The organism is Brevundimonas albigilva (assembly GCF_023503965.1).
GTDB classification, from domain to species: Bacteria; Pseudomonadota; Alphaproteobacteria; order Caulobacterales; family Caulobacteraceae; genus Brevundimonas; species Brevundimonas albigilva.
Window position 1 is genome coordinate 561,426 of the sequence record NZ_CP097298.1, and the last position, 17,761, is coordinate 579,186.

A 17,761-nucleotide genomic window follows, 5' to 3' on the forward strand; every position below is an offset into this window, starting at 1 on the left:
GCAAAAAAGGGCGGCGAGGTGATCCCCCGCCGCCCGATCTTGGCCTCCGTCGCGGAGCGCGAGGCGCTCCGCGATTTGAGAGTCCTTACTCCTTGGAGCCGGCGTTCTTCAGCGCGGCGCCCAGGATGTCGCCCAGCGAAGCGCCCGAGTCGGACGAGCCGAACTGTTCGATGGCTTCCTGTTCGTCCTTCATTTCCAGCGCCTTGATCGACACCGAGACGCGGCGCGAGGCCTTGTCCACGGCGGTGATCATGGCGTCGACGCGGTCGCCGACCGAGAAGCGTTCCGGACGCTGCTCGTTACGGTCGCGCGACAGGTCCGACTTGCGGATGAAGGCCGTGACGGGCGCGTCGTCCTCGCCGAACTTGACCTCGATGCCGCCGGTCTCGATCGACGAGACGGTGACGGTGATCTGCTGGCCGCGGCGATAGGTGTCGCCTTCGCCGATCGGATCGCCGCCCAGCTGCTTGATGCCCAGCGAGACGCGTTCCTTCTCGACGTCGACGTCCAGGACCTTGGCCTTGACCATCTCGCCCTTGCGGTAGCGCTGGATGGCTTCCTCGCCCGACACCGACCAGTCCAGGTCGGACAGGTGCACCATGCCGTCGATGTCGTTGTCCAGACCGATGAACAGGCCGAACTCGGTGGCGTTCTTGACTTCGCCCTCGACGGTCGAGCCGATCGGGTGGTTGGCGACGAAGGCGTCCCACGGATTGTCCTGGGCCTGCTTCAGGCCCAGCGAGATGCGGCGCTTGGAGGCGTCGACGTCCAGCACGACCACGTCCACTTCCTGCGAGGTGGAGACGATCTTGCCCGGATGGACGTTCTTCTTGGTCCAGGACATTTCCGAGACGTGCACCAGGCCCTCGACCCCGGCTTCCAGCTCCACGAAGGCGCCGTAGTCGGTGATGTTGGTGATGCGGCCCGTGTACTTGGCGCCGACCGGATACTTGGCTTCCACGCCGTCCCAGGGGTCCGACTGCAGTTGCTTCATGCCCAGGCTGATGCGCTGGGTGTCCGGATTGATCTTGACGATCTGCACCTTGACAGTGTCGCCGACGGCCAGGACCTGCGACGGGTGCGAGACGCGCTTCCACGACATGTCGGTGACGTGCAGCAGGCCGTCGATGCCGCCCAGGTCCACGAACGCGCCGTAGTCGGTGATGTTCTTGACCACGCCTTCGCGGACTTCGCCCTCTTGCAGCTGGCCGACCAGCTCGGTGCGCTGTTCGGCGCGGGCTTCTTCCAGGATGGCGCGACGCGAGACGACGATGTTGCCGCGCGGACGGTCCATCTTCAGGATGGCGAAGGGCTGCTCCTTGCCCATCAGCGGGCCGACGTCGCGGACCGGACGGATGTCGACCTGCGAGCCCGGCAGGAAGGCCGAGGCGCCGCCCAGGTCGACGGTGAAGCCGCCCTTGACGCGGCCGACGATGGCGCCGTTGACCGGCTGGCCTTCGGCGAACACGGCTTCCAGACGGGTCCAGGCTTCCTCGCGGCGGGCCTTATCGCGGCTGATGACGGCTTCGCCCAGGGCGTTCTCGACGCGCTCCAGGTAAACCTCGACGTTGTCGCCGACCTTGGGCAGCTTGGCGTCTTCGCCCTGGCCGAACTCGCGCATGGCGATGCGGCCTTCGGTCTTCAGGCCGACATCGATGATCACGATGTCCTTTTCGATGCCGACGACGCGGCCGTGAACGACCTGGCCTTCGCCGAAGTCGCGGCCTTGCAGCTGTTCGTCGAGAAGGGCGGCGAAATCGTCGCGGGTGGGGGTGAGAGTGTCAGTCATGGAGCCGAGAAGCGTCCTGTAAGGGCTAGGGCGCGCGACCGGACGGTCCCGCGCGGGATGGATTGAAAGGATAGTCAGGTCGTCGGATGCGAGACCGGTCGGCCAGGAACGCCCGCGGAGATCGAGGCCGGCGCGTTGGATTTGCGATCGGGGCTCAGAGCCCGTGTCTCGCTCGCGCGGTCTCGACGATACGGCGGGCCGCATCGAAGGCGGCCTCTATACCCATGTCGGTGGTGTCCAGCAAGACCGCGTCCTTCGCCTGCACCATCGGGGCGGCGCCGCGGCCGGCGTCGCGCTCGTCCCGGCGGCGGATGTCGGCCAGCATGGCGTCGAAGGAAATATCGATGCCGCGCGCCGTCAGCTGCTTCCAGCGCCGCGTGGCGCGGACCTCGGGCGTGGCGGTGACGAACAGCTTGGCCGCGGCGTCCGGCGCGATCACCGTGCCGATGTCGCGCCCGTCCAGCACCGCCCCGCCCGGCTGCCCGGCGAAAGCCTGCTGCAGCTCCAGCAGGGCGGCGCGAACGGCGGGATGGCCCGCGACGCGGCTGGCCGCCTCGCCCGCCTCGCCGGTGGTCAGGCGTTCGTCCTCCGTCAGGCCGGCCGGAACCAGGGACCAGGCGGCGGCGGCGGCGGCCTCGGCGTCGTCCAGCGAATGGCCGTCTCCCAGCACCTTCACCCCCACGGCGCGATACAGCAGGCCGGTGTCCAGGTGCGGCAGGCCGTATGTCCGCGCCAGGCGCGCGGCGATGGTGCCCTTGCCCGAGGCGGCGGGTCCGTCGACGGCGATGACCAGGGTCACCCCATTTCTCCGCCCAGGCCGTTCATCATGTCGACGAAGCCGGGGAAGCTGGTGGCGATCATGCCCGGCTCGTCGACGGACACCGGCTCCTGCGCGGCCAGGCCCAGGACCAGGTGGCTCATGGCGATGCGGTGGTCGTGGGCGGTGTGGACGGTCGCGCCGCCGGCCACCGAGGCCGAACCGGTGACGATGAAGCCTTCGGGCTCCTCCTCCACCTGGACGCCGCAGGCGCGAAGACCCGCCGCCATCAGCGCGATCCGGTCGCTTTCCTTGACGCGCATCTCACCGACGCCGCGCATGACGGTGACGCCCTCGGCGAAGGCGGCGGTGGCGGCCAGGATCGGATATTCGTCGATCATGGAAGCGGCCCGGGCCTCGGGCACGACGATCCCCTTGAGCTTCGAATGCCGAGCGGTGATGTCGCCGACCGCCTCGCCCCCGCGTTGCGCCGGTTCGCGATCGTCAGGTCCGCGCCCATGGCGATCCAGGTGTCGAACAGTCCGGTTCGGAGGGGGTTCAGCATGACGCCCTCGACCGTCACTTCCGAACCGGGGACGATCAAGCCGGCGGCCAAAGGAAAGGCGGCCGACGACGGGTCGCCCGGCACGGCGACGAAGGTTCCCGTCAGCGGCTGACCGCCTCTCAGCGAGATTGTCCAGCCCTCGCCGTTGTCCTGAACCCCGACCTCGGCGCCGAAGGCGCGCAGCATCCGCTCGGTGTGGTCGCGGCTCTTCTCCGGCTCGACCACCGTCGTCACGCCGTCGGCGTTCAGCCCGGCCAGAAGGATCGCCGACTTGACCTGGGCCGAGGCGACCGTCTGCACATAGTCGACGGCCTTCAACGCCCCGCCCGTCAGGGCCACCGGCAGCCGGTCCTCGGCCGCCAGCCAGTCGAAGCGCGCGCCCATGTCGGCCAGGGGTCCGGTGACCCGCTTCATCGGCCGCTTGCGCAGCGACTGGTCGCCGTCGAAGGTCGCCGTCAGCGGATAGCCGGCCGCCGCCCCCATCAGCAGGCGCACCCCCGTTCCGGCGTTTCCGCAGTCGATGACCGACCGCGGGGTGCGAAAACCGCCCGCGCCCTCGACCCGCCATCTGCCGTCTTCCAGGCGGTCGACGCGGGCGCCGAAGGCCTGGACGGCGCGGGCCGTGGCCAGGACGTCGTCGCCTTCCAGCAGCCCCTCCACCTCGGTGACGCCCGAGGCCATGCCGCCCAGAATCATCGACCGGTGCGACATCGACTTGTCGCCCGGCGCGCGCACCCTCCCCGACAGGGCGGTCGAGCGTCGGGCGGTCAGTTGGGAAGGCATCGGCACCCGCTTCAGGCTGGATCATGGGGGAACGCCGCGCGGGCGCGCGAAAGACAGCTTTTGACAGCGGCCCTAAGGGGTGGCAAGGGACCGCCCCGAAATTCAATCCGTTGGAAAGTCTCCTCCCGTGGCCAATCCCGAACTGGGCGCCAAGCAGGTCTGCCCGAACTGTCAGGCGAAGTTCTACGACCTGAACCGTCGCCCCGCCCACTGCCCCAAGTGCGGCACGGACTTCGATCCGGAAGAAGCGCTGAAGCTGCGCGGCCGCCGCGTCCGTCCCGGCTATCCCGCCGACGACGAGGACGCCGAGGACCAGGTCAAGGACAAGGCCGCCGACAGCGACGACGACGAGGAAGAGGACGTCCGCGCGCCGGAGATCGACGAGGAAGGCCATGAGCCGATCCTGACGCCCGACGACGATGACGACGCGAGCGACAACAACGACGACGCCGGCATGAACTCGTCCGACGGCGACGACGACGACGTCCTGGACGACGACGATGACGACTCCGTGCCGTTCATCGAGGACGACGACGACGATTCCATCGACGAGGACATCGCCAAGCCGTCGCGCGACGACGACTGATCCCAGGGGTTGCGCCTGCCGCGTCACGCGGCGCGGCAGGCCGAGTGTTTTCCGCCTTCAAGGTTGAAAACACGAAGAATTTTCGCAAATGGAAGCGATGCGAAAATAAATCTGAAAACGGGCTTGATCACCGAAAAGCCCTGACATAGTTTCCGCCGCCTCGCCGGGGGCCATCGCAAGATGAACCGGGCGGACCAGACCGAAAGGTCCGGGGCTATAGCTCAGTTGGTAGAGCGCTTGAATGGCATTCAAGAGGTCAGCGGTTCGACTCCGCTTAGCTCCACCAATCAGTCTCCCCCTTTCACCGGCCGGCCGGGGAAGGGGGAGACTGGCCACTCTTTTCAGACAGTTAGACGGTTAACGCGGACGCCAATCCCGCCGTGGAGAGGATTTCCGCGCGGTTTGGCCGGCTGTTCCCCGCCCCATTCTCCAGGCCCATGTTTCCACTTCCGGGTTTGGCCGCAGGTGTCCGCGGAGAAGGGTTAGCCCGAACCGAGCCGCCGCCGGAGGACCGGCGGCGGGATTTAAGTCTCCGATCGTGAGGAAGGGTCGGGTCTAGCCGACCGCGCCGATGGCCATGAACAGCCTGCGCTGCTCGTTCCAATCCATCGGGAAGGGATGGGCGATCAAGGCGCCGAGTGACAGGGCCTGGGGCTGACGTCCCGCGATGATCTGCTCCACCAGATCCGGCGCCATGTAGGCCAGGGGCAGGATCTGGCCGAGGTAGCGAACACAGAGATTCTCGGCCTTGGCCAGTTGGGCGGTCGATCCATGACGACCGGTCCTGAGGTCGGCCGTCCATCGCCTGGCCATGGCGACGGCCCTGACCAGGGCGCGATCGATCCGATTGGCGGCCGTTGGGGATTGTCCCTCGGCCTCGATCAAGACCGCGTTGTGCCGGTGCTTCAGCCGGACCGGCAGGATCCACTCGATCTCGCCATCGGCCCGCTCCTCTCGTTCGGCGCCCTGGATCGTTCGGTCACCAGGAATCGCTCCCTTGGCCGTCAGGATACGAACCTGAGTCTCGCCCAGGGTGACCTTGGCCATGGCGGTTCTCAAACGCTGGTCGGGCTCGGCGTCCAGCCTCCAGGCTGGATCGAGCGCCGGAAGGATCCTGTTGGCGACGAAGGCCTCGATCACCCCGGCGGAGATTCGCGTCACGCTACCGGCCTCGTCCTTCCTTCCATTTTCCAGGGCGACCGAGGAGTAAAACCGGTAACGCTGGCCAGCCTTCCCCTTGGTATGCACCGGCCGCATCGTATGCCCCCGGTCATCCTTCAGGATGCCGCAGAGAAGGCCGCTGGTTCCCCGGGCGCGATCCTCGGCGAGCGATTGGCTGCGTCGTGTCAAAGCCGCGTTGACGGCCTCCCAGGTCTCGGGAGGCACTATCGCCTCGTGCGCCCCCTCGACCAGCTTCTCCTTGTGCCTGAGCGCGCCCTTGTAGACGGGGTTCATCAGGATCAGCCGCAAGGCGCCGGGACTGATCACGGCCCCGCCCCGAACCTTGCCGGCCTTGGTCGTCCGGAGCTTGGATCGAACGCCCTGTCGCCTCAGTTCGGCCTGTAGTTCCAGGACCGAGCGCAGTTCGAGGTATCGCTCGAACATCATCCTGACCGTGGGCGCCTCATCGGCGTTCGGGATCAGCCTGTGGTCCACGCCATCGTATCCCAGCGGCGGCGGCCCTCCCATCCACATGCCCTTGGCCTTGGACGCCGCGATCTTGTCTCGGATCCGCTCGGCCGTGACCTCCCGCTCGAACTGGGCGAAGGACAGCAGCACGTTCAGGGTCAGCCGTCCCATGCTGTTGGTGGTGTTAAAGGCCTGGGTCACCGAGACGAAGCTGACGCCCCTGGCGTCGAAGGCCTCCACCATCTTGGCGAAGTCCGGCAGCGACCGGGTCAGGCGGTCCACCTTGTAGACCACCACGATGTCGATCTCGCCCTTGGCGATGTCGGCCATGAGTTGCTTCAGCCCCGGTCGCTCCATGCTGCCGCCGGAATAGCCGCCGTCGTCATATTCCCTGGGCAGGGCCTGCCAGCCTTCGCCGGCCTGGGACAGGACATAGGCCTCGCAGGCCTCCCGCTGGGCGTGCAGGCTGTTGAAGCCCTGTTCCAGCCCCTCCTCGGTGGATTTACGGGTGTAGATGGCGCAGCGGAGGGCTTTCATGGCCGCCCCGCTTTCCTCTGACCGAAGAAGGCCGGTCCGTTCCACTTGGTGCCGGTGATGGCGAAGGCGACCTGACTGAGGGAAGCGAAGTCCCTACCCCGGTAGTTGAAGCCTTCCTCCTTCACCCAGACCTCATGGCGTTCGCCTCGCCAGTCCTTCACGAAGCAGCTACCGGGCTTAATCCTCGGGGCCTGGGACGGCTGGTAGGCCTCGTCCTCGGCGAACCGCTCCGCCAACCTGGCCAGGCGCTGTTCCATCGTCCGGGACAGGCCGCCCTCGCGGGCGACCTGTTCGCGATAGGCGATCTCCCGCGCCATCAGGTCGCGGGATCTGAGCTTTGGCGGAGCGGTCATGAACTTGTCCCGCCATTCCGCCCGCAGGCCCTCCAGGGTCACCGTGTCTTCCGCCATCAGGCGGCCGTGATGCGATAGACGGTCAGGCCCCCGACCTTCTCGGTCGCGACCGTCAGGCCCAGCTTCTTGCAGATCTGCCCGGCGATGGCGCCGCGCACGCTGTGGGCCTGCCAGCCGGTCGCCGCCATGATCTGAGCCGCCGTGGCGCCTTCGGGGCGGCGCAGTAGGGCGACCACCTGGCTGATCTTGCTGAAGCGCGCGGGCTGTGACGCACCTTCGCCAGCCGGCTTCATATTGTTCTGGTTCATGATTTCTCTCCATCCGCACCCTTGCGGTGGAGCGACCAACGCTTGCTTCCGCCGCCAAGTCCAATGGAAGAAGGAGAAATCTCAGCCTTCGGATTCTGTCCGCCGAAGGAGTTCCAGGGCGCGGGCCAATATGGCCGTCTCATCCGCGAGCGCCGCCACATCTGGCAGGGCAGCCATCACGTCGGAGGCCGTGGCCAGGTCCCCCGCCTGCTCCAGCCGCGTCCAGATCGCCGACAACATCATGTCTTCTGACGTGACCCCCGTTTCTCATCCAGCCATAACGAGAGTCCTGGGTTGATCTGAACTGGGGTTGTCGGGGTTGGCAAGAGGCCGGTCAGCGCAGCCCCCAACCAGCGCAGCGGACCGGCCGATCTGTCCGCTGAGCGCTTCTGCATAAGCCTGTGGCGTCAACCACCCGAGCTTCGAGTGCGGACGCCGTTCGTTGTAATCGCGTCGCCACGCCTCCAGCACTGCGCGGGCGTGCGGCAGGGATCGGAACAGCGTCTCGTTCAGCAACTCGTCGCGCAGGCGTCCGTTGAAGCTCTCGTTGAAGCCGTTCTGCTGGGGCTTGCCGGGCGCGATGTAATGCCAGCCGACGCCGGTGTCGTCGGACCAGGCCAGGACCGCGTTCGAGGTGTATTCCGTCCCGTTGTCGCTGACGATGGTGTCGGGCCGGCCCCGCTGCCGGATGACGGCGTCCAACTCCCGCACGACCCGCGCGCCCGACAGCGAGGTGTCGGCCACCAGCGCCAGGCATTCACGCGTGCAGTTGTCGATCACCGTCAGAATGCGGAAGCGCCGCCCGTCAGTCATCTGGTCGGCCACGAAGTCCAGCGACCAGCGCTGGTTCGCCGCCAGTGGCAGCTCCAGCGGTCGCCGCGTCCCCATCGCTCGCTTCCGACCGCCGCGTCGACGGACCGTCAGTCGCTCCTCCCGATAGATCCGCTGGACCCGCTTCCTGTTGACCGCATGACCCTCGCGCCGCAGCAGGACGTGCAGGCGGCGATAGCCGAACCGGCGACGCTCCTGGGCCAGGGCCTTCAGCCGGTCGCGCAGGGCGCCGTCGTCCGGGCGCGTCGCCTGATAGCGCACGCTCGTCCGATCGACGCCCAGCACACGGCATGCCCGCCGCTCGCTCATCTCGTAGGCGGCCTGCAGATGACCAGCCGCCTCGCGATAGCCGGCGGGCGTCACCACTTTTTTCCCAGCAGGTCCTTCAGCGCCACGTTGTCCAGCATCGCGTCCGCCAGCATCCGCTTGAGCCGAGCATTCTCGTCCTCGAGCGCCTTCAACCGCCGAACCTCCGAAACGTCGAGACCGCCGAACTTGGCCTTCCATTTGTAAAAGGTCGCCGAACTGACCCCATGACGCCGGCACACCTCCGCCGTCGTCACACCGGCCTCCTGCTCCCGCAGGATCCCAATGTTGGGGACCTATATACGTGCTTGACCCAGTGTGCTGAATGCCCCATAACAAGGGCAGGAGTCGAGCCGTGATCCAGTCGTTCAAAACCCTTCCCCAACTCTTCGCGGCCCTCCCGACGGAGCAGTCGGCTATCGACCACCTGACGGCGATCCGTTGGGCGAATGGCAAGTTCTGCCCCCTCTGCGGCAACGCGAACGCGGCGAAGATCGGGACGCTGACCGGCACGAACACCCACAAGTGCTACGAGTGCCGCAAGCGTTTCTCCATCAAGGTCGGCACCATCTTCCAAGACACCAAGCTGCCCCTGCGCACCTGGTATGCTGCTATCTGGATGATCACGAACCACCCGAAAGGTATCGCCTCGACGACGCTGGCGACTGATCTGGGCATCACCCAAAAATCGGCTTGGTTCGTCCTGCATCGCCTTCGCCACGCTGCCCGCACGGACAGCTTCAACGCGCCCTTGTCGGGCGAAGTGGAAGTGGACGAAACAGCTGTCGGCGGTCTGGAAAAGAACAAGCACGAGAGCAAGAAGAAGCACGTCGGTCGTGGTCTGATCGGCAAGACGGTCGTCATGGGTCTGGTGCAGCGCGGCGGGCAAGTGCGTGCTGGCGTGATCGACAACGTGAAGTCAGAGACGCTTCACGGCGTCATTCAGAACCACGTCGAGGCCGGAGCCACGGTCTACACGGACGAACACCGTGGCTATCGCGGCCTGAATGCCCGCTACGACCACCAGACCGTCAACCATGGCGCGGGCGAGTACGTGTCGGGCAAGGCGACCACGAACGCCGTCGAAAGCCTCTGGGCTCTCTTCAAGCGCCAGTATCACGGCACTCACCACTTCATCTCGCCCAAGCACATGGACGCCTATCTTAACGAGATGACGTTCCGCCTGAACCGCCGCGACATGGACAAGGGGCAGCGCACCACGGCCCTGCTGTCGCAAATCGAAGGTCCTATGCCTTGGAAGGTGCTGACCGCATGAGCGACGAGGCACCGAAACCTGAGCGGCCGCTCTATCTCAACATGGATTTCGGAGAGGCGCTAAGGCGCTTCGCCCAAACCAAGCCCGAAGAGGTAACTCCCGCGCCAGGCCAGAAGAAGAAGGCCGCCAGACCTGGGCCGAAGCCCAAACCTGACGGCCCTTCCGATTAGCGCCGCTGGTGCGGTCGCGGCTTCGGCTTCCAATGCTCTCTCACCATCTGGATTTTTCCAGCCTTGGTGATGCGCCGGTACTGATTGACCGGATAATGCGGCGTCGGATCCATGGCAGCCTCCTGTATGGAGTTGACAGGGAATCGCCGCTGCGCCAGAATTCAGGCTCTCACCTCCGAAGATCGGCGCGGCGACGTGCTTGTTGTATGAACGGAAGCCCCTGCTCATGCGGGGGCTTTTGTCGTTCAGGGTGTCATCACTTCATTGGCGAGCCTCGCGACGTGGTTACCAAAGCCACAATAGCGGACTTATGCCCGGCGCCTAGTCCCGAATGCCGCCTCAAAGTTTCCCCGCTGGATTAAATACGTGGTAGATGACCTTCGACACACAGGAGGCATCTATGACCGACATCCTGACGGAAGCCAGAGAGCGGATTGCAGCACTCCAGCAACAGATTGCAATCCTTCAGCAATTTGTGGACTCAGCGGAAAAAGCGACAGTCCTGCTCCACGGTGAGGCGGCGATCAAATCATCTATGACGGGCGACTTGTCGGTCGATGACTCGTCCACAGCTACTCCGTCCCGAGACGTGAGTCTCCCGGTCCAAAGCGCCGAATCACCTGTCAAGCGCACACGCGTCTCAGACAATCCGAAGCCTGCAGTACTCATCCCAGCAGCGATAGAAATCCTGCGCCAGCACGGCCAGCCGATGAGCCGCCGTCAGCTTCATGAAGCTCTTTCTGGGCGCGGCTTGGTCGTAAAAGGGGCTGATCCGATCAAAGCCCTAGGAACGATCCTATGGCGTGCTCAAGACCAGATCGTGCAGATCGAGGGTCGAGGCTACTGGCCGAAGGAGGACGTGTATGAGCCTGCTCGATATTGGGGGAACGCACACGGTCTGTAGAACAAGTCACCGTTCCGAATACGTTCCCGCATGAAGCCGCGTCCTGAGCGACGTGCGGAACCTCAGTTAGGGGAGAGTCTAGACATCGGTATCAGTATGTGAAACGCCACCTATAAGCGCTCAGACGTCGATCCTTTCGCACGATCCCCTTTGGATGGACGTCTGCTCTCCGTGATCCTGAAGGAAGATCTTTTTAACCGCATTCGTGTCGCGATCAATCGTTACAACCACAGCGACTTGGTCGAGCCGAAAACCCGCGTTGAGCATCGCGTTGTATTGTGACCGGGCAAAAGTGAGGTGCTCGTAGTTATCCTCAAGGACCTCATAGCCATAGGGCATGAGCCCCGTCTCTACGACGCGATCACTACCAACGACAAAAGTTGTGGTGTAGCCACCGTTTGGATGATCTTCATCGAATGTGCAACTCCACGTTTCTGAAGTCGGAACCACTATCGCGGCCAGAAGCCCCATTAACACCAGCTCGCCTCCCACGCCCCAGCCAGCCATGATGCTGCAACTACTCAGCTCCGCGCGGCTTGCCTAGTATAACCCCTCATACACTCCTGGTCATCAACAACCCATCGGTGGCCTCTCGCAGAGAGGCGACGGGCAAGGTCACACACGTATATAGGTCCCCAATGATCTGCTCTTCCGTGAACCTTGATCGTTTCATTCTGTCCGTCCTTCGTTAGGGCGGACTCTAGCTATTCCTGGAGGAGTTTCAGGGGGTCACGTCACACCTTCAGTTCAACACGTCGAACGAGAATGGAATTATCGCGGCGGGGCCGCTCGGGCTGGCGAGCATGCCGCCCCACCGATGTGGTCGCTAACTTGACCTACTGCCCTAGCGTACATGGTACTGCATCGGTCGCATAGGTTGCAGGGTCCAACTTGTTGTCCGTGGCGGTCACCTGTTCTGGGGCCAGCGGAGGTCTAGAGGCTCTAGGAGCCTAAAACGGAACGCTTTCGGACCGTTTGCGTTGACAACCCATGATGAAGGCGGCGACCAAGGATCTCGTGCTGCAGCCGCGCCCGGCCCAAGGCGGTCGGCCCACCCAGGACGTCGCCGCCAAGCTTGAGACTCACATCCTGAGCATCGCCCTTCAGCTTTTGTGCGCAAATGATCTGGAAGGCGTCACGATTGACGCGGTGGCCCAGGCCGCCCATGTGTCCAAGCGCACTCTCTATGCGAGGTTTCCGACGCGACAGGCCCTGTTTCTGGCTGTGTTGAACCACGCTGTGGAACTCCGGCTGGCGCCGCTGCGTCGGCCGGTGCTGGATGGAGACTGGCGTGCCGGGCTCGCCTCTCTGCTCTCGGAAATGCTCGAGGCGTCGGCGGAGACCGAACTCCGGGCCATCGAGCGCCTGCTGCTGTGGGCGCGGGATCACGATCCCGATCTGGTGCAATCCATGTTCGACCGTTCGAGCGCCCGGCCCGTGCGTGTCATCGCCACGATCCTCGGCGGGGCGGCGGATCGCCATGAGCTTGAGGCGCCCGACGTCGAGCGCATGGCCACCATTCTGTTTGAAGCCGCCGTCGTCGGCCCGCGTCGGCGGATGTTGTTCGGCGTCGACCCCAAAGAGACCGCCGAGGACCGTCGCCGCCATGTTGCCGCGGTGGTCGAGCTTTTACTGGGGGCCGCCTCGGCTCCTTCGCCTTTCCAACAGGAGTGTTCCGATGCCAACCTATGATGTCGCTGTCGTCGGCGCGGGCCATAACGCCTTGGTCAGCGCCTGCTATCTTGCCAAGGCGGGCAAGAAGGTGGCGGTGCTGGAACGCAGGCCGGTGATCGGCGGCGCGGCCTGCACCGAGGAAATGTTCGGCGGCTACAAGGTCGATATAGGCTCCTCGATCCATGTGCTTTTCCCGACCACGGGCATCATGGAGGACCTTGGTCTCGCCGAGCACGGTCTTGAATATATTGAGTTGGACCCATGGGGCTTTTACCCCATTCGGGGCACGGACAAGGCCATCACCTTCTACCGTAGCCTGGACAAGACCTGCGACAGCATTGCGGCGATCAATCCGCGCGACGCCGAAACATATCGCGAGTTCATGACCACCTGGGCCGACGTCCAGCGGCTGATATGGCCGGCGATGTCGGCGCCGCCCCAGATGGGACAGACGATCGCCTCTGTGATCAAGGCGGCCTTCTCCCGACCCGGGGCGGTGCGCACCGCGCTCAAGGCCGACGACCTCGTGCGCCAGGTTCTGATCGATTCCACCCGGCTGCTTGAGGAACTGTTCGAGAGCGAGGAATTGAAGGCCGCCCTGGTCTGGCTGGGGGCGCAGAACGGCCCACATCCGGACGCGGCCTCCAGCGCCACCATCCTGGGCCACTACGGCATGATCCACGAGGACGGCGCCTATCGCGCCATCGGCGGCTCGGGCATGGTCTCGGTCGCCCTGGGCCGCGCCTTCGAAGCCATGGGAGGGACGATCCTGACCAATGCGGAGGTGGAAAAGGTTTCGAGCCTCTCCTCGGCCGGCGGCGCCCGCTTCGAGGTCCGCGCCGGCGACCAGACCGTGCAGGCCAAGACCGTCCTGTTTGGATGCCACGTCCAGACCGCCTTGTTGAAGCTGCTTGATCGCGATCTGGTCGAGCCGAACCTGGTGCGCCGGCTCGAGGCGCTGAAGGTGATGAATGGGTCGGGCTTCATGGTGCGCCAGGCGGTTTCGGAATTGCCGGCGTATGCGGGCCAGGCGCTCAACACCCGTGGGGTGGGCGAATGCCATCACGGCATGCAGTTGCTGTGTCCCACCGTCGACACCCTCACGCGATCGATGAACCTGGGCCGTGTCGGCCGCACGCCCGACTATCCGCCGGTGATGCAGATGAGCTTCACCGCCGTCGATCCCACCCTGGCGCCCGAGGGCAAGCACCTGCTCTACAGTTGGTCCTCCTATCATCCCTACCATCTCGACGGTGAGAACTGGGATGACATCGCCGAGCGCGAAGCCGACAAGATCTGGGACGTGGTCTGCGAATACACCCCCAACATGAAGGGCAAGCTGATCGATCGCTACATCCAGTCGCCGCTGGAGATCGAGCGCCGGATCGGCCTCGTCCAGGGCGACGTCACCCATCTGGAAATGAGCATGGACCAGATGTTCGGTTTCCGACCCCTGCCAGACCTGGCCGGTTACAAGACAACGATCGACGGCGTCTATCTGACCGGCGCCAGCACCCATCCGGGCGGCGGCGTGTGGGGCGCCAGCGGACGCAGCGCGGCCAAGGTGCTGCTCAAGGATCTACGATGAAGGTCATCAAGACGCGCTGACGCAATTCAACCTGGGTCCGGCGGCGCCTCGCATCGCACTTCAGTTCCGGGGGTGTAGGGACAGTTTCGATCCAAGAGCGGGTCATAACGTGTCGGCGACCTGGGAAGCCCCTTTGTCGGGCGCTGATTCAGGCTGCGGCGCCAAGTCTGCCGGGTCTGTTGCGGCATCGAAGATCCCCAAGTCAGCCCTTCCCTGCAGTCTAGGCCTGGGCGCCCGCCAGCTGCGTGACCAGCGTTTGCACCCGCTCGCGGAGGTCGTCGACCTGACGCGGCCTCATGCCCGTCTTCCTTGAAAGTTCCGCGGGAATGCTTCGGGCGCGATCCCGCAGGGCGCACCCCAGCGGTGTCAGTGCGACGAGGACGCGGCGCTCGTCGTCGGCGTCGCGCCGCCGTGTGATGAGCCCGCTCCGCTCCATGCGTTTCAAAAGCGGGCTCAAAGTCCCGATGTCGAGATGGAGGCAGGCACGCAGTTTTCCGACGGACATCGGCGCCTGCGCCCACAATAGGAGCATAACGAGATACTGGGCGTAGGTGAGGCCCAGGGGTTCAAGAAGCGGCCTGTAGAGCCGCTGCATGAGGTTCGTCGCCGCATAGAGCGGAAAGCAGACCTGATGGTCGAGCCTGAGCAGGTCTTCCCCTTCGGCCGGATCGGTGTCTGGTTTCACCGCGTCTTCACAGAAAGCGCGACATCGATATTGCCCCGGGTCGCGTTCGAATAGGGGCAGACCTTGTGCGCCTCCTCGACGATCGCTTCGGCCGCCTCCTGATCGACGCCAGCGATGGTGACATCGAGCGCTACGGTAAGGGCGAACGCCCCACCGGCATTGGGCTCCATGCCCACGGTCGCGGTGACCTCGACGCCGTCGTCTCCGATCTTCTTTTCCCGATTGCGGGTGATGTGGATCACGGCGTTGCCGAAGCAGGCGGCGTAACCTGCGGCGAACAGTTGTTCCGGATTGGTCGCGTCTCCCTTGCCGCCAAGGCTCGGGGGCAGGGCGAGTGGAAGGTCGAGCAATCCGTCCTCGCTGCGAACAGAGCCGGCGCGGCCGCCGACGGCGTGTACCTTGGTTGTGTAGAGAGCGCTCATCATTCCACCTGACAGAAATATATGGCTAGCCATATATTCGCGCGGCCATGGAATATCTAGCTCGCACCGAGAGGCGCCGCTGCGGATCACCTTGCTGAAAGCTGCGCTCGGAGATAGGCGCTCCAGGACGCATCGTCCGGAAACTCCGACGGGGGTCGAACATCGGTTGGCAGGCTGCTGACCCGCGCCAGCGCATCGGCGGGGATGGTGTCGTCGACGAGACCCAGCTGCTGGAACAGCGGCAGGGCATAGCCGGGAATCCAGCGCCTCAAATCATACCATGGCACCGAGGCGAAACGTTCGGGCGCCAGGTTGATGAAGGAGGTCATGCAGCTCTCGGTCAGGGTCGAATAGAACTTGGGGCGCTCGTGAACCTGGGTCGTGAACCGCAGGATGCGCTCGAAATAAACGCGGACGACCTCAGGGCTCTGGCGGATCGGATAGATCTGGATCTCGTCCGGCGGCGTCCTGGCCAACCGCTCCCAGAACAGGTCGCGCTCGGTGGCCAGTTCCGGATAGATGGGGTCGCGCCGGAAGAAGCCCGCCAGGGGGTCGAACTCGGCGCCCCTCGCCTGGCGCGCCTCCATGGAGACGACGACGTGACGGCCGTCGGCGAACCGGAACGACAGCATCACATGCTCCATCGCCTTCAGGTCGCCGAACGGCTGGAGGATCAGATCCATCCCCTCGAGGGTCGCGAGATCGAAAGTCGCTGTGGTCCAGCGCGGCGTCGACGCGACGCCAGGATCATGTAGGGCGTCGCGGAAATTGTGGATGGTCGCCCGGTCGCCCTCAATCACCGCCCAAGCCTCCTGAGCATGCAGGTCGCGCCAGTCCTGAGGCGCTGGCGACTTGGTCCAGTAAGCCGTCAGGACAATGGCGAGCATGGCGGCCGCGACGCCGCGCCTCGCGCGCCGCCATCGCGCCGGCGCGAACCACAGCCCCAGGACCAGCACGGGGAACGCAACTGCGCCCGCATCGCGAATCCAGACCGGCCACGGGACCCAGTAGCGGATCGCCAGGGCGCAGAAGACCGCCAGGACCACGATGAGAAGGCTCGCCGCGGCGCGCGCCGTTCGATTCAACACTTATTTCCTCGCGTCGTCCTGGCATCGGGTCGACACCGATAATCTGACTGGATCAGCGCGAACCCAAATGATACGTCGAGTTCCAATAATCGGTAGCGGCATCCAGGCGTGCGATCAATGATTCCCTTTCGAACGGCCTGGGCCGGTCCAGGCTCCCTGCCCCGAGCCCTGGCGCTGGGCCTTCTGCTGTTTCTCGGCCTGGGGGTCCAGGCGTGCGCAACCGCGCCGTCCGGCGTGCTGCTGCCGATCACCACGCCCCATCCGGGCGTGCAGGAGATCAGCATGCTGGTCTATTCCACGCGCGCCCCAACCGAGGCGCCGGGCGTGGTCTATTCAGGCAAGAGGGGGAACACCTGACGGCCATGGTGGTCGACGTCTCGATCCCTCCTGCCCACCAGATCGGCGCCGTCGAATGGCCGCGTCGGCGCGAGGCCGATCCCGCGCGGGAGTTCGCCACCCTCTCCATCGATCCGGTCGTCGACGACGCCTCGGCCGAGGCGTGGATGAACGCGCAACTGAAGGAAGGCCGCCTGCTGATTTTCGTGCACGGCTTCAATGTGCCGTTCGACCGGGCCGTCTATTCCCTCGCCCAGCTGACGAATGATTCCGGCATCCAGGCCGCGCCGGTCCTGTTCACATGGCCCTCGCTGGGCCGGATCTATGCCTATGTCTACGATAGGGAAAGCGCCAACTATTCACGCGACGCCCTGGAACAGTTGCTCCGGCTGGCCGCGCGCAATCCGAATGTGACCGAGGTCACCGTCATGGCTCATTCGATGGGCAGCTGGATCGCGGTCGAGGCGCTGCGCCAGTACGCGATCCGCGAGGGACGGGTCGACCCAAAGATCGAGAATGTGATCCTCGCCGCGCCGGACCTGGACGTGGACGTCTTCGCCCAGCAGGTCGCGGTTCTGGGCCCTGACCGGCCCCATTTCACCTTCCTGGTCTCGCGCGACGACCAGGCCCTGCGGGTTTCGCGCCTGCTTGCCGGAGGCGTGCAACGCGTCGGCGCCCTCGACCCCTCCGAGGAGCCTATCCGCAGCCAGCTGGAGCGGACCGGCGGCGTCACCGTCATCAATCTGGCCGATGTCCGCGGCCGTGACCGGCTGAACCATTCAGTCTTCTCAGAGAGCCCCGAGGTGGTCCGGCTGCTGGGCAGCAGCCTGGTGTCCGGCCCGGGCTTGTCGGGAAGCTCCGACCTGCCGCTAGGCGCCTTGGTTCTGGACGTCGCCGAGGCGATCACTTCCGACATCTCCCAAAAGGCTCCGGTGACGCGTCAGCCCCAGGCCGCCCCCGCCGAGGCGGTCGCGCCCTCGGACACGCGCACGATCGCAGATGACGCCCGGGACGTCACACCGCCGGGGCCGCGCGTCGAAGTGGACGAAGCGGACGCCCTCAGTTCTCCCCGACCGGTGATTGATCCACATCAAGGTGCATCCGTGGAGCGGGATTAAAAGATAAAATCCATATCACTCAGCCTGTCCCAGACAGCCAAGCACACGGACCGCTT

At 65.1% G+C, this 17,761-nt stretch carries 18 protein-coding genes, 1 tRNA gene and 1 pseudogene; 8 read left to right on the plus strand and 12 right to left on the minus strand.

Annotation, left to right across the window (positions count from 1 at the left end; all coding sequences use genetic code 11):
- Window positions 1-85: 85 nt before the first annotated feature.
- From rpsA to aroA, 3 genes and pseudogenes are all read right to left on the minus strand, one after another.
- Window positions 86-1,789 (minus strand): 30S ribosomal protein S1, encoded by a 1,704-nt coding sequence (gene rpsA / locus MU852_RS02960; RefSeq protein ID WP_249750953.1) that lies wholly within the window; start codon window positions 1,787-1,789, stop codon window positions 86-88.
- 154 nt (window positions 1,790-1,943) lie between these two features.
- On the minus strand, window positions 1,944-2,588 hold the full coding sequence (gene cmk, locus MU852_RS02965) for a (d)CMP kinase (protein ID WP_249750954.1): 645 nt from the start codon (window positions 2,586-2,588) through the stop codon (window positions 1,944-1,946).
- Window positions 2,585-3,894, minus strand: a pseudogene (aroA, locus tag MU852_RS02970) (3-phosphoshikimate 1-carboxyvinyltransferase). The gene cmk and the pseudogene aroA overlap by 4 nt, the downstream one beginning before the upstream one ends.
- 127 nt (window positions 3,895-4,021) lie before the next feature.
- On the opposite strand from aroA, the gene MU852_RS02975 reads away from it, so the two are divergent.
- Both MU852_RS02975 and MU852_RS02980 read left to right on the plus strand, forming a co-directional pair.
- Window positions 4,022-4,480, plus strand: a complete 459-nt coding sequence (locus MU852_RS02975; protein WP_249750955.1) for a TIGR02300 family protein — start codon at window positions 4,022-4,024, stop codon at window positions 4,478-4,480.
- A gap of 210 nt (window positions 4,481-4,690) precedes the next feature.
- Window positions 4,691-4,766, plus strand: a tRNA-Ala gene (locus tag MU852_RS02980).
- 269 nt (window positions 4,767-5,035) lie between these two features.
- Here the strand turns inward: MU852_RS02980 and MU852_RS02985 are convergent.
- The 5 genes from MU852_RS02985 to MU852_RS03005 form a co-directional block, all read right to left on the minus strand.
- Complete coding sequence (locus MU852_RS02985) at window positions 5,036-6,646, minus strand: recombinase family protein (RefSeq protein WP_137720927.1); 1,611 nt, start codon at window positions 6,644-6,646, stop codon at window positions 5,036-5,038.
- Window positions 6,643-7,056 carry a DUF2924 domain-containing protein gene (locus MU852_RS02990; RefSeq protein WP_137720926.1) on the minus strand — a complete coding sequence of 138 codons (414 nt, stop codon included), beginning with the start codon at window positions 7,054-7,056 and terminating at the stop codon, window positions 6,643-6,645. The genes MU852_RS02985 and MU852_RS02990 overlap by 4 nt, the downstream gene beginning before the upstream one ends.
- The gene (locus MU852_RS02995) at window positions 7,056-7,307 is read right to left on the minus strand and encodes a DUF3489 domain-containing protein (protein WP_249750956.1); all 252 of its coding nucleotides are present in this window, start codon (window positions 7,305-7,307) and stop codon (window positions 7,056-7,058) included. Before MU852_RS02995 ends, MU852_RS02990 begins: the two co-directional genes overlap by 1 nt.
- Window positions 7,308-7,388: 81 nt before the next feature.
- Window positions 7,389-7,550: a hypothetical protein gene (locus MU852_RS03000; RefSeq protein ID WP_249750957.1), complete on the minus strand. Its 162-nt coding sequence runs from the start codon at window positions 7,548-7,550 to the stop codon at window positions 7,389-7,391.
- Between the two features lie 24 nt (window positions 7,551-7,574).
- Window positions 7,575-8,731 (minus strand): IS3 family transposase gene (locus MU852_RS03005; RefSeq protein ID WP_249751843.1). Its coding sequence is split into 2 segments (ribosomal slippage): window positions 7,575-8,512 and window positions 8,512-8,731, totalling 1,158 coding nucleotides; the frame shifts between segments, so codons are not numbered across the junction.
- 68 nt (window positions 8,732-8,799) lie between these two features.
- Between MU852_RS03005 and MU852_RS03010 the strand changes: the two genes are divergently transcribed.
- Both MU852_RS03010 and MU852_RS03015 read left to right on the plus strand, forming a co-directional pair.
- The gene (locus tag MU852_RS03010) at window positions 8,800-9,720 is read left to right on the plus strand and encodes an IS1595 family transposase (protein ID WP_249750958.1); all 921 of its coding nucleotides are present in this window, start codon (window positions 8,800-8,802) and stop codon (window positions 9,718-9,720) included.
- Window positions 9,721-10,290: 570 nt separating this feature from the next.
- The gene (locus MU852_RS03015; RefSeq protein WP_249750959.1) at window positions 10,291-10,794 is read left to right on the plus strand and encodes a hypothetical protein; all 504 of its coding nucleotides are present in this window, start codon (window positions 10,291-10,293) and stop codon (window positions 10,792-10,794) included.
- Window positions 10,795-10,914: 120 nt separating this feature from the next.
- Here MU852_RS03015 and MU852_RS03020 read toward each other — a convergent pair whose 3' ends face one another.
- Entirely contained in the window at window positions 10,915-11,301 is a 387-nt protein-coding gene (locus tag MU852_RS03020) for a hypothetical protein (protein ID WP_249750960.1), read from the minus strand.
- A gap of 483 nt (window positions 11,302-11,784) precedes the next feature.
- Here MU852_RS03020 and MU852_RS03025 point away from each other — a divergent pair, with 483 nt between their 5' ends.
- Together MU852_RS03025 and MU852_RS03030 are read left to right on the plus strand one after the other, a co-directional pair.
- Window positions 11,785-12,486 carry a TetR/AcrR family transcriptional regulator gene (locus tag MU852_RS03025; protein ID WP_249750961.1) on the plus strand — a complete coding sequence of 234 codons (702 nt, stop codon included), beginning with the start codon at window positions 11,785-11,787 and terminating at the stop codon, window positions 12,484-12,486.
- On the plus strand, window positions 12,473-14,056 hold the full coding sequence (locus MU852_RS03030; RefSeq protein WP_249750962.1) for a phytoene desaturase family protein: 1,584 nt from the start codon (window positions 12,473-12,475) through the stop codon (window positions 14,054-14,056). The genes MU852_RS03025 and MU852_RS03030 overlap by 14 nt, the downstream gene beginning before the upstream one ends.
- A 220-nt stretch (window positions 14,057-14,276) precedes the next feature.
- Here the strand turns inward: MU852_RS03030 and MU852_RS03035 are convergent, their stop codons facing one another.
- The 3 genes from MU852_RS03035 to MU852_RS03045 all read right to left on the minus strand — a co-directional run bounded on the left by MU852_RS03035 (window position 14,277) and on the right by MU852_RS03045 (window position 16,251).
- Window positions 14,277-14,741, minus strand: a complete 465-nt coding sequence (locus MU852_RS03035) for a MarR family winged helix-turn-helix transcriptional regulator (RefSeq protein WP_039248752.1) — start codon at window positions 14,739-14,741, stop codon at window positions 14,277-14,279.
- Window positions 14,738-15,163, minus strand: a complete 426-nt coding sequence (locus tag MU852_RS03040; RefSeq protein WP_039248765.1) for an Ohr family peroxiredoxin — start codon at window positions 15,161-15,163, stop codon at window positions 14,738-14,740. Before MU852_RS03040 ends, MU852_RS03035 begins: the two co-directional genes overlap by 4 nt.
- An 86-nt stretch (window positions 15,164-15,249) precedes the next feature.
- Window positions 15,250-16,251, minus strand: coding sequence for a lipoprotein N-acyltransferase Lnb domain-containing protein (locus MU852_RS03045; protein ID WP_249750963.1), 1,002 nt, complete (start codon window positions 16,249-16,251; stop codon window positions 15,250-15,252).
- Between the two features lie 117 nt (window positions 16,252-16,368).
- On the opposite strand from MU852_RS03045, the gene MU852_RS03050 reads away from it, so the two are divergent.
- Both MU852_RS03050 and MU852_RS03055 read left to right on the plus strand, forming a co-directional pair.
- Complete coding sequence (locus tag MU852_RS03050) at window positions 16,369-16,608, plus strand: hypothetical protein (protein ID WP_249750964.1); 240 nt, start codon at window positions 16,369-16,371, stop codon at window positions 16,606-16,608.
- A 5-nt stretch (window positions 16,609-16,613) separates the two neighbouring features.
- Window positions 16,614-17,705, plus strand: a complete 1,092-nt coding sequence (locus MU852_RS03055) for an alpha/beta hydrolase (RefSeq protein WP_249750965.1) — start codon at window positions 16,614-16,616, stop codon at window positions 17,703-17,705.
- Window positions 17,706-17,761: the final 56 nt, after the last annotated feature.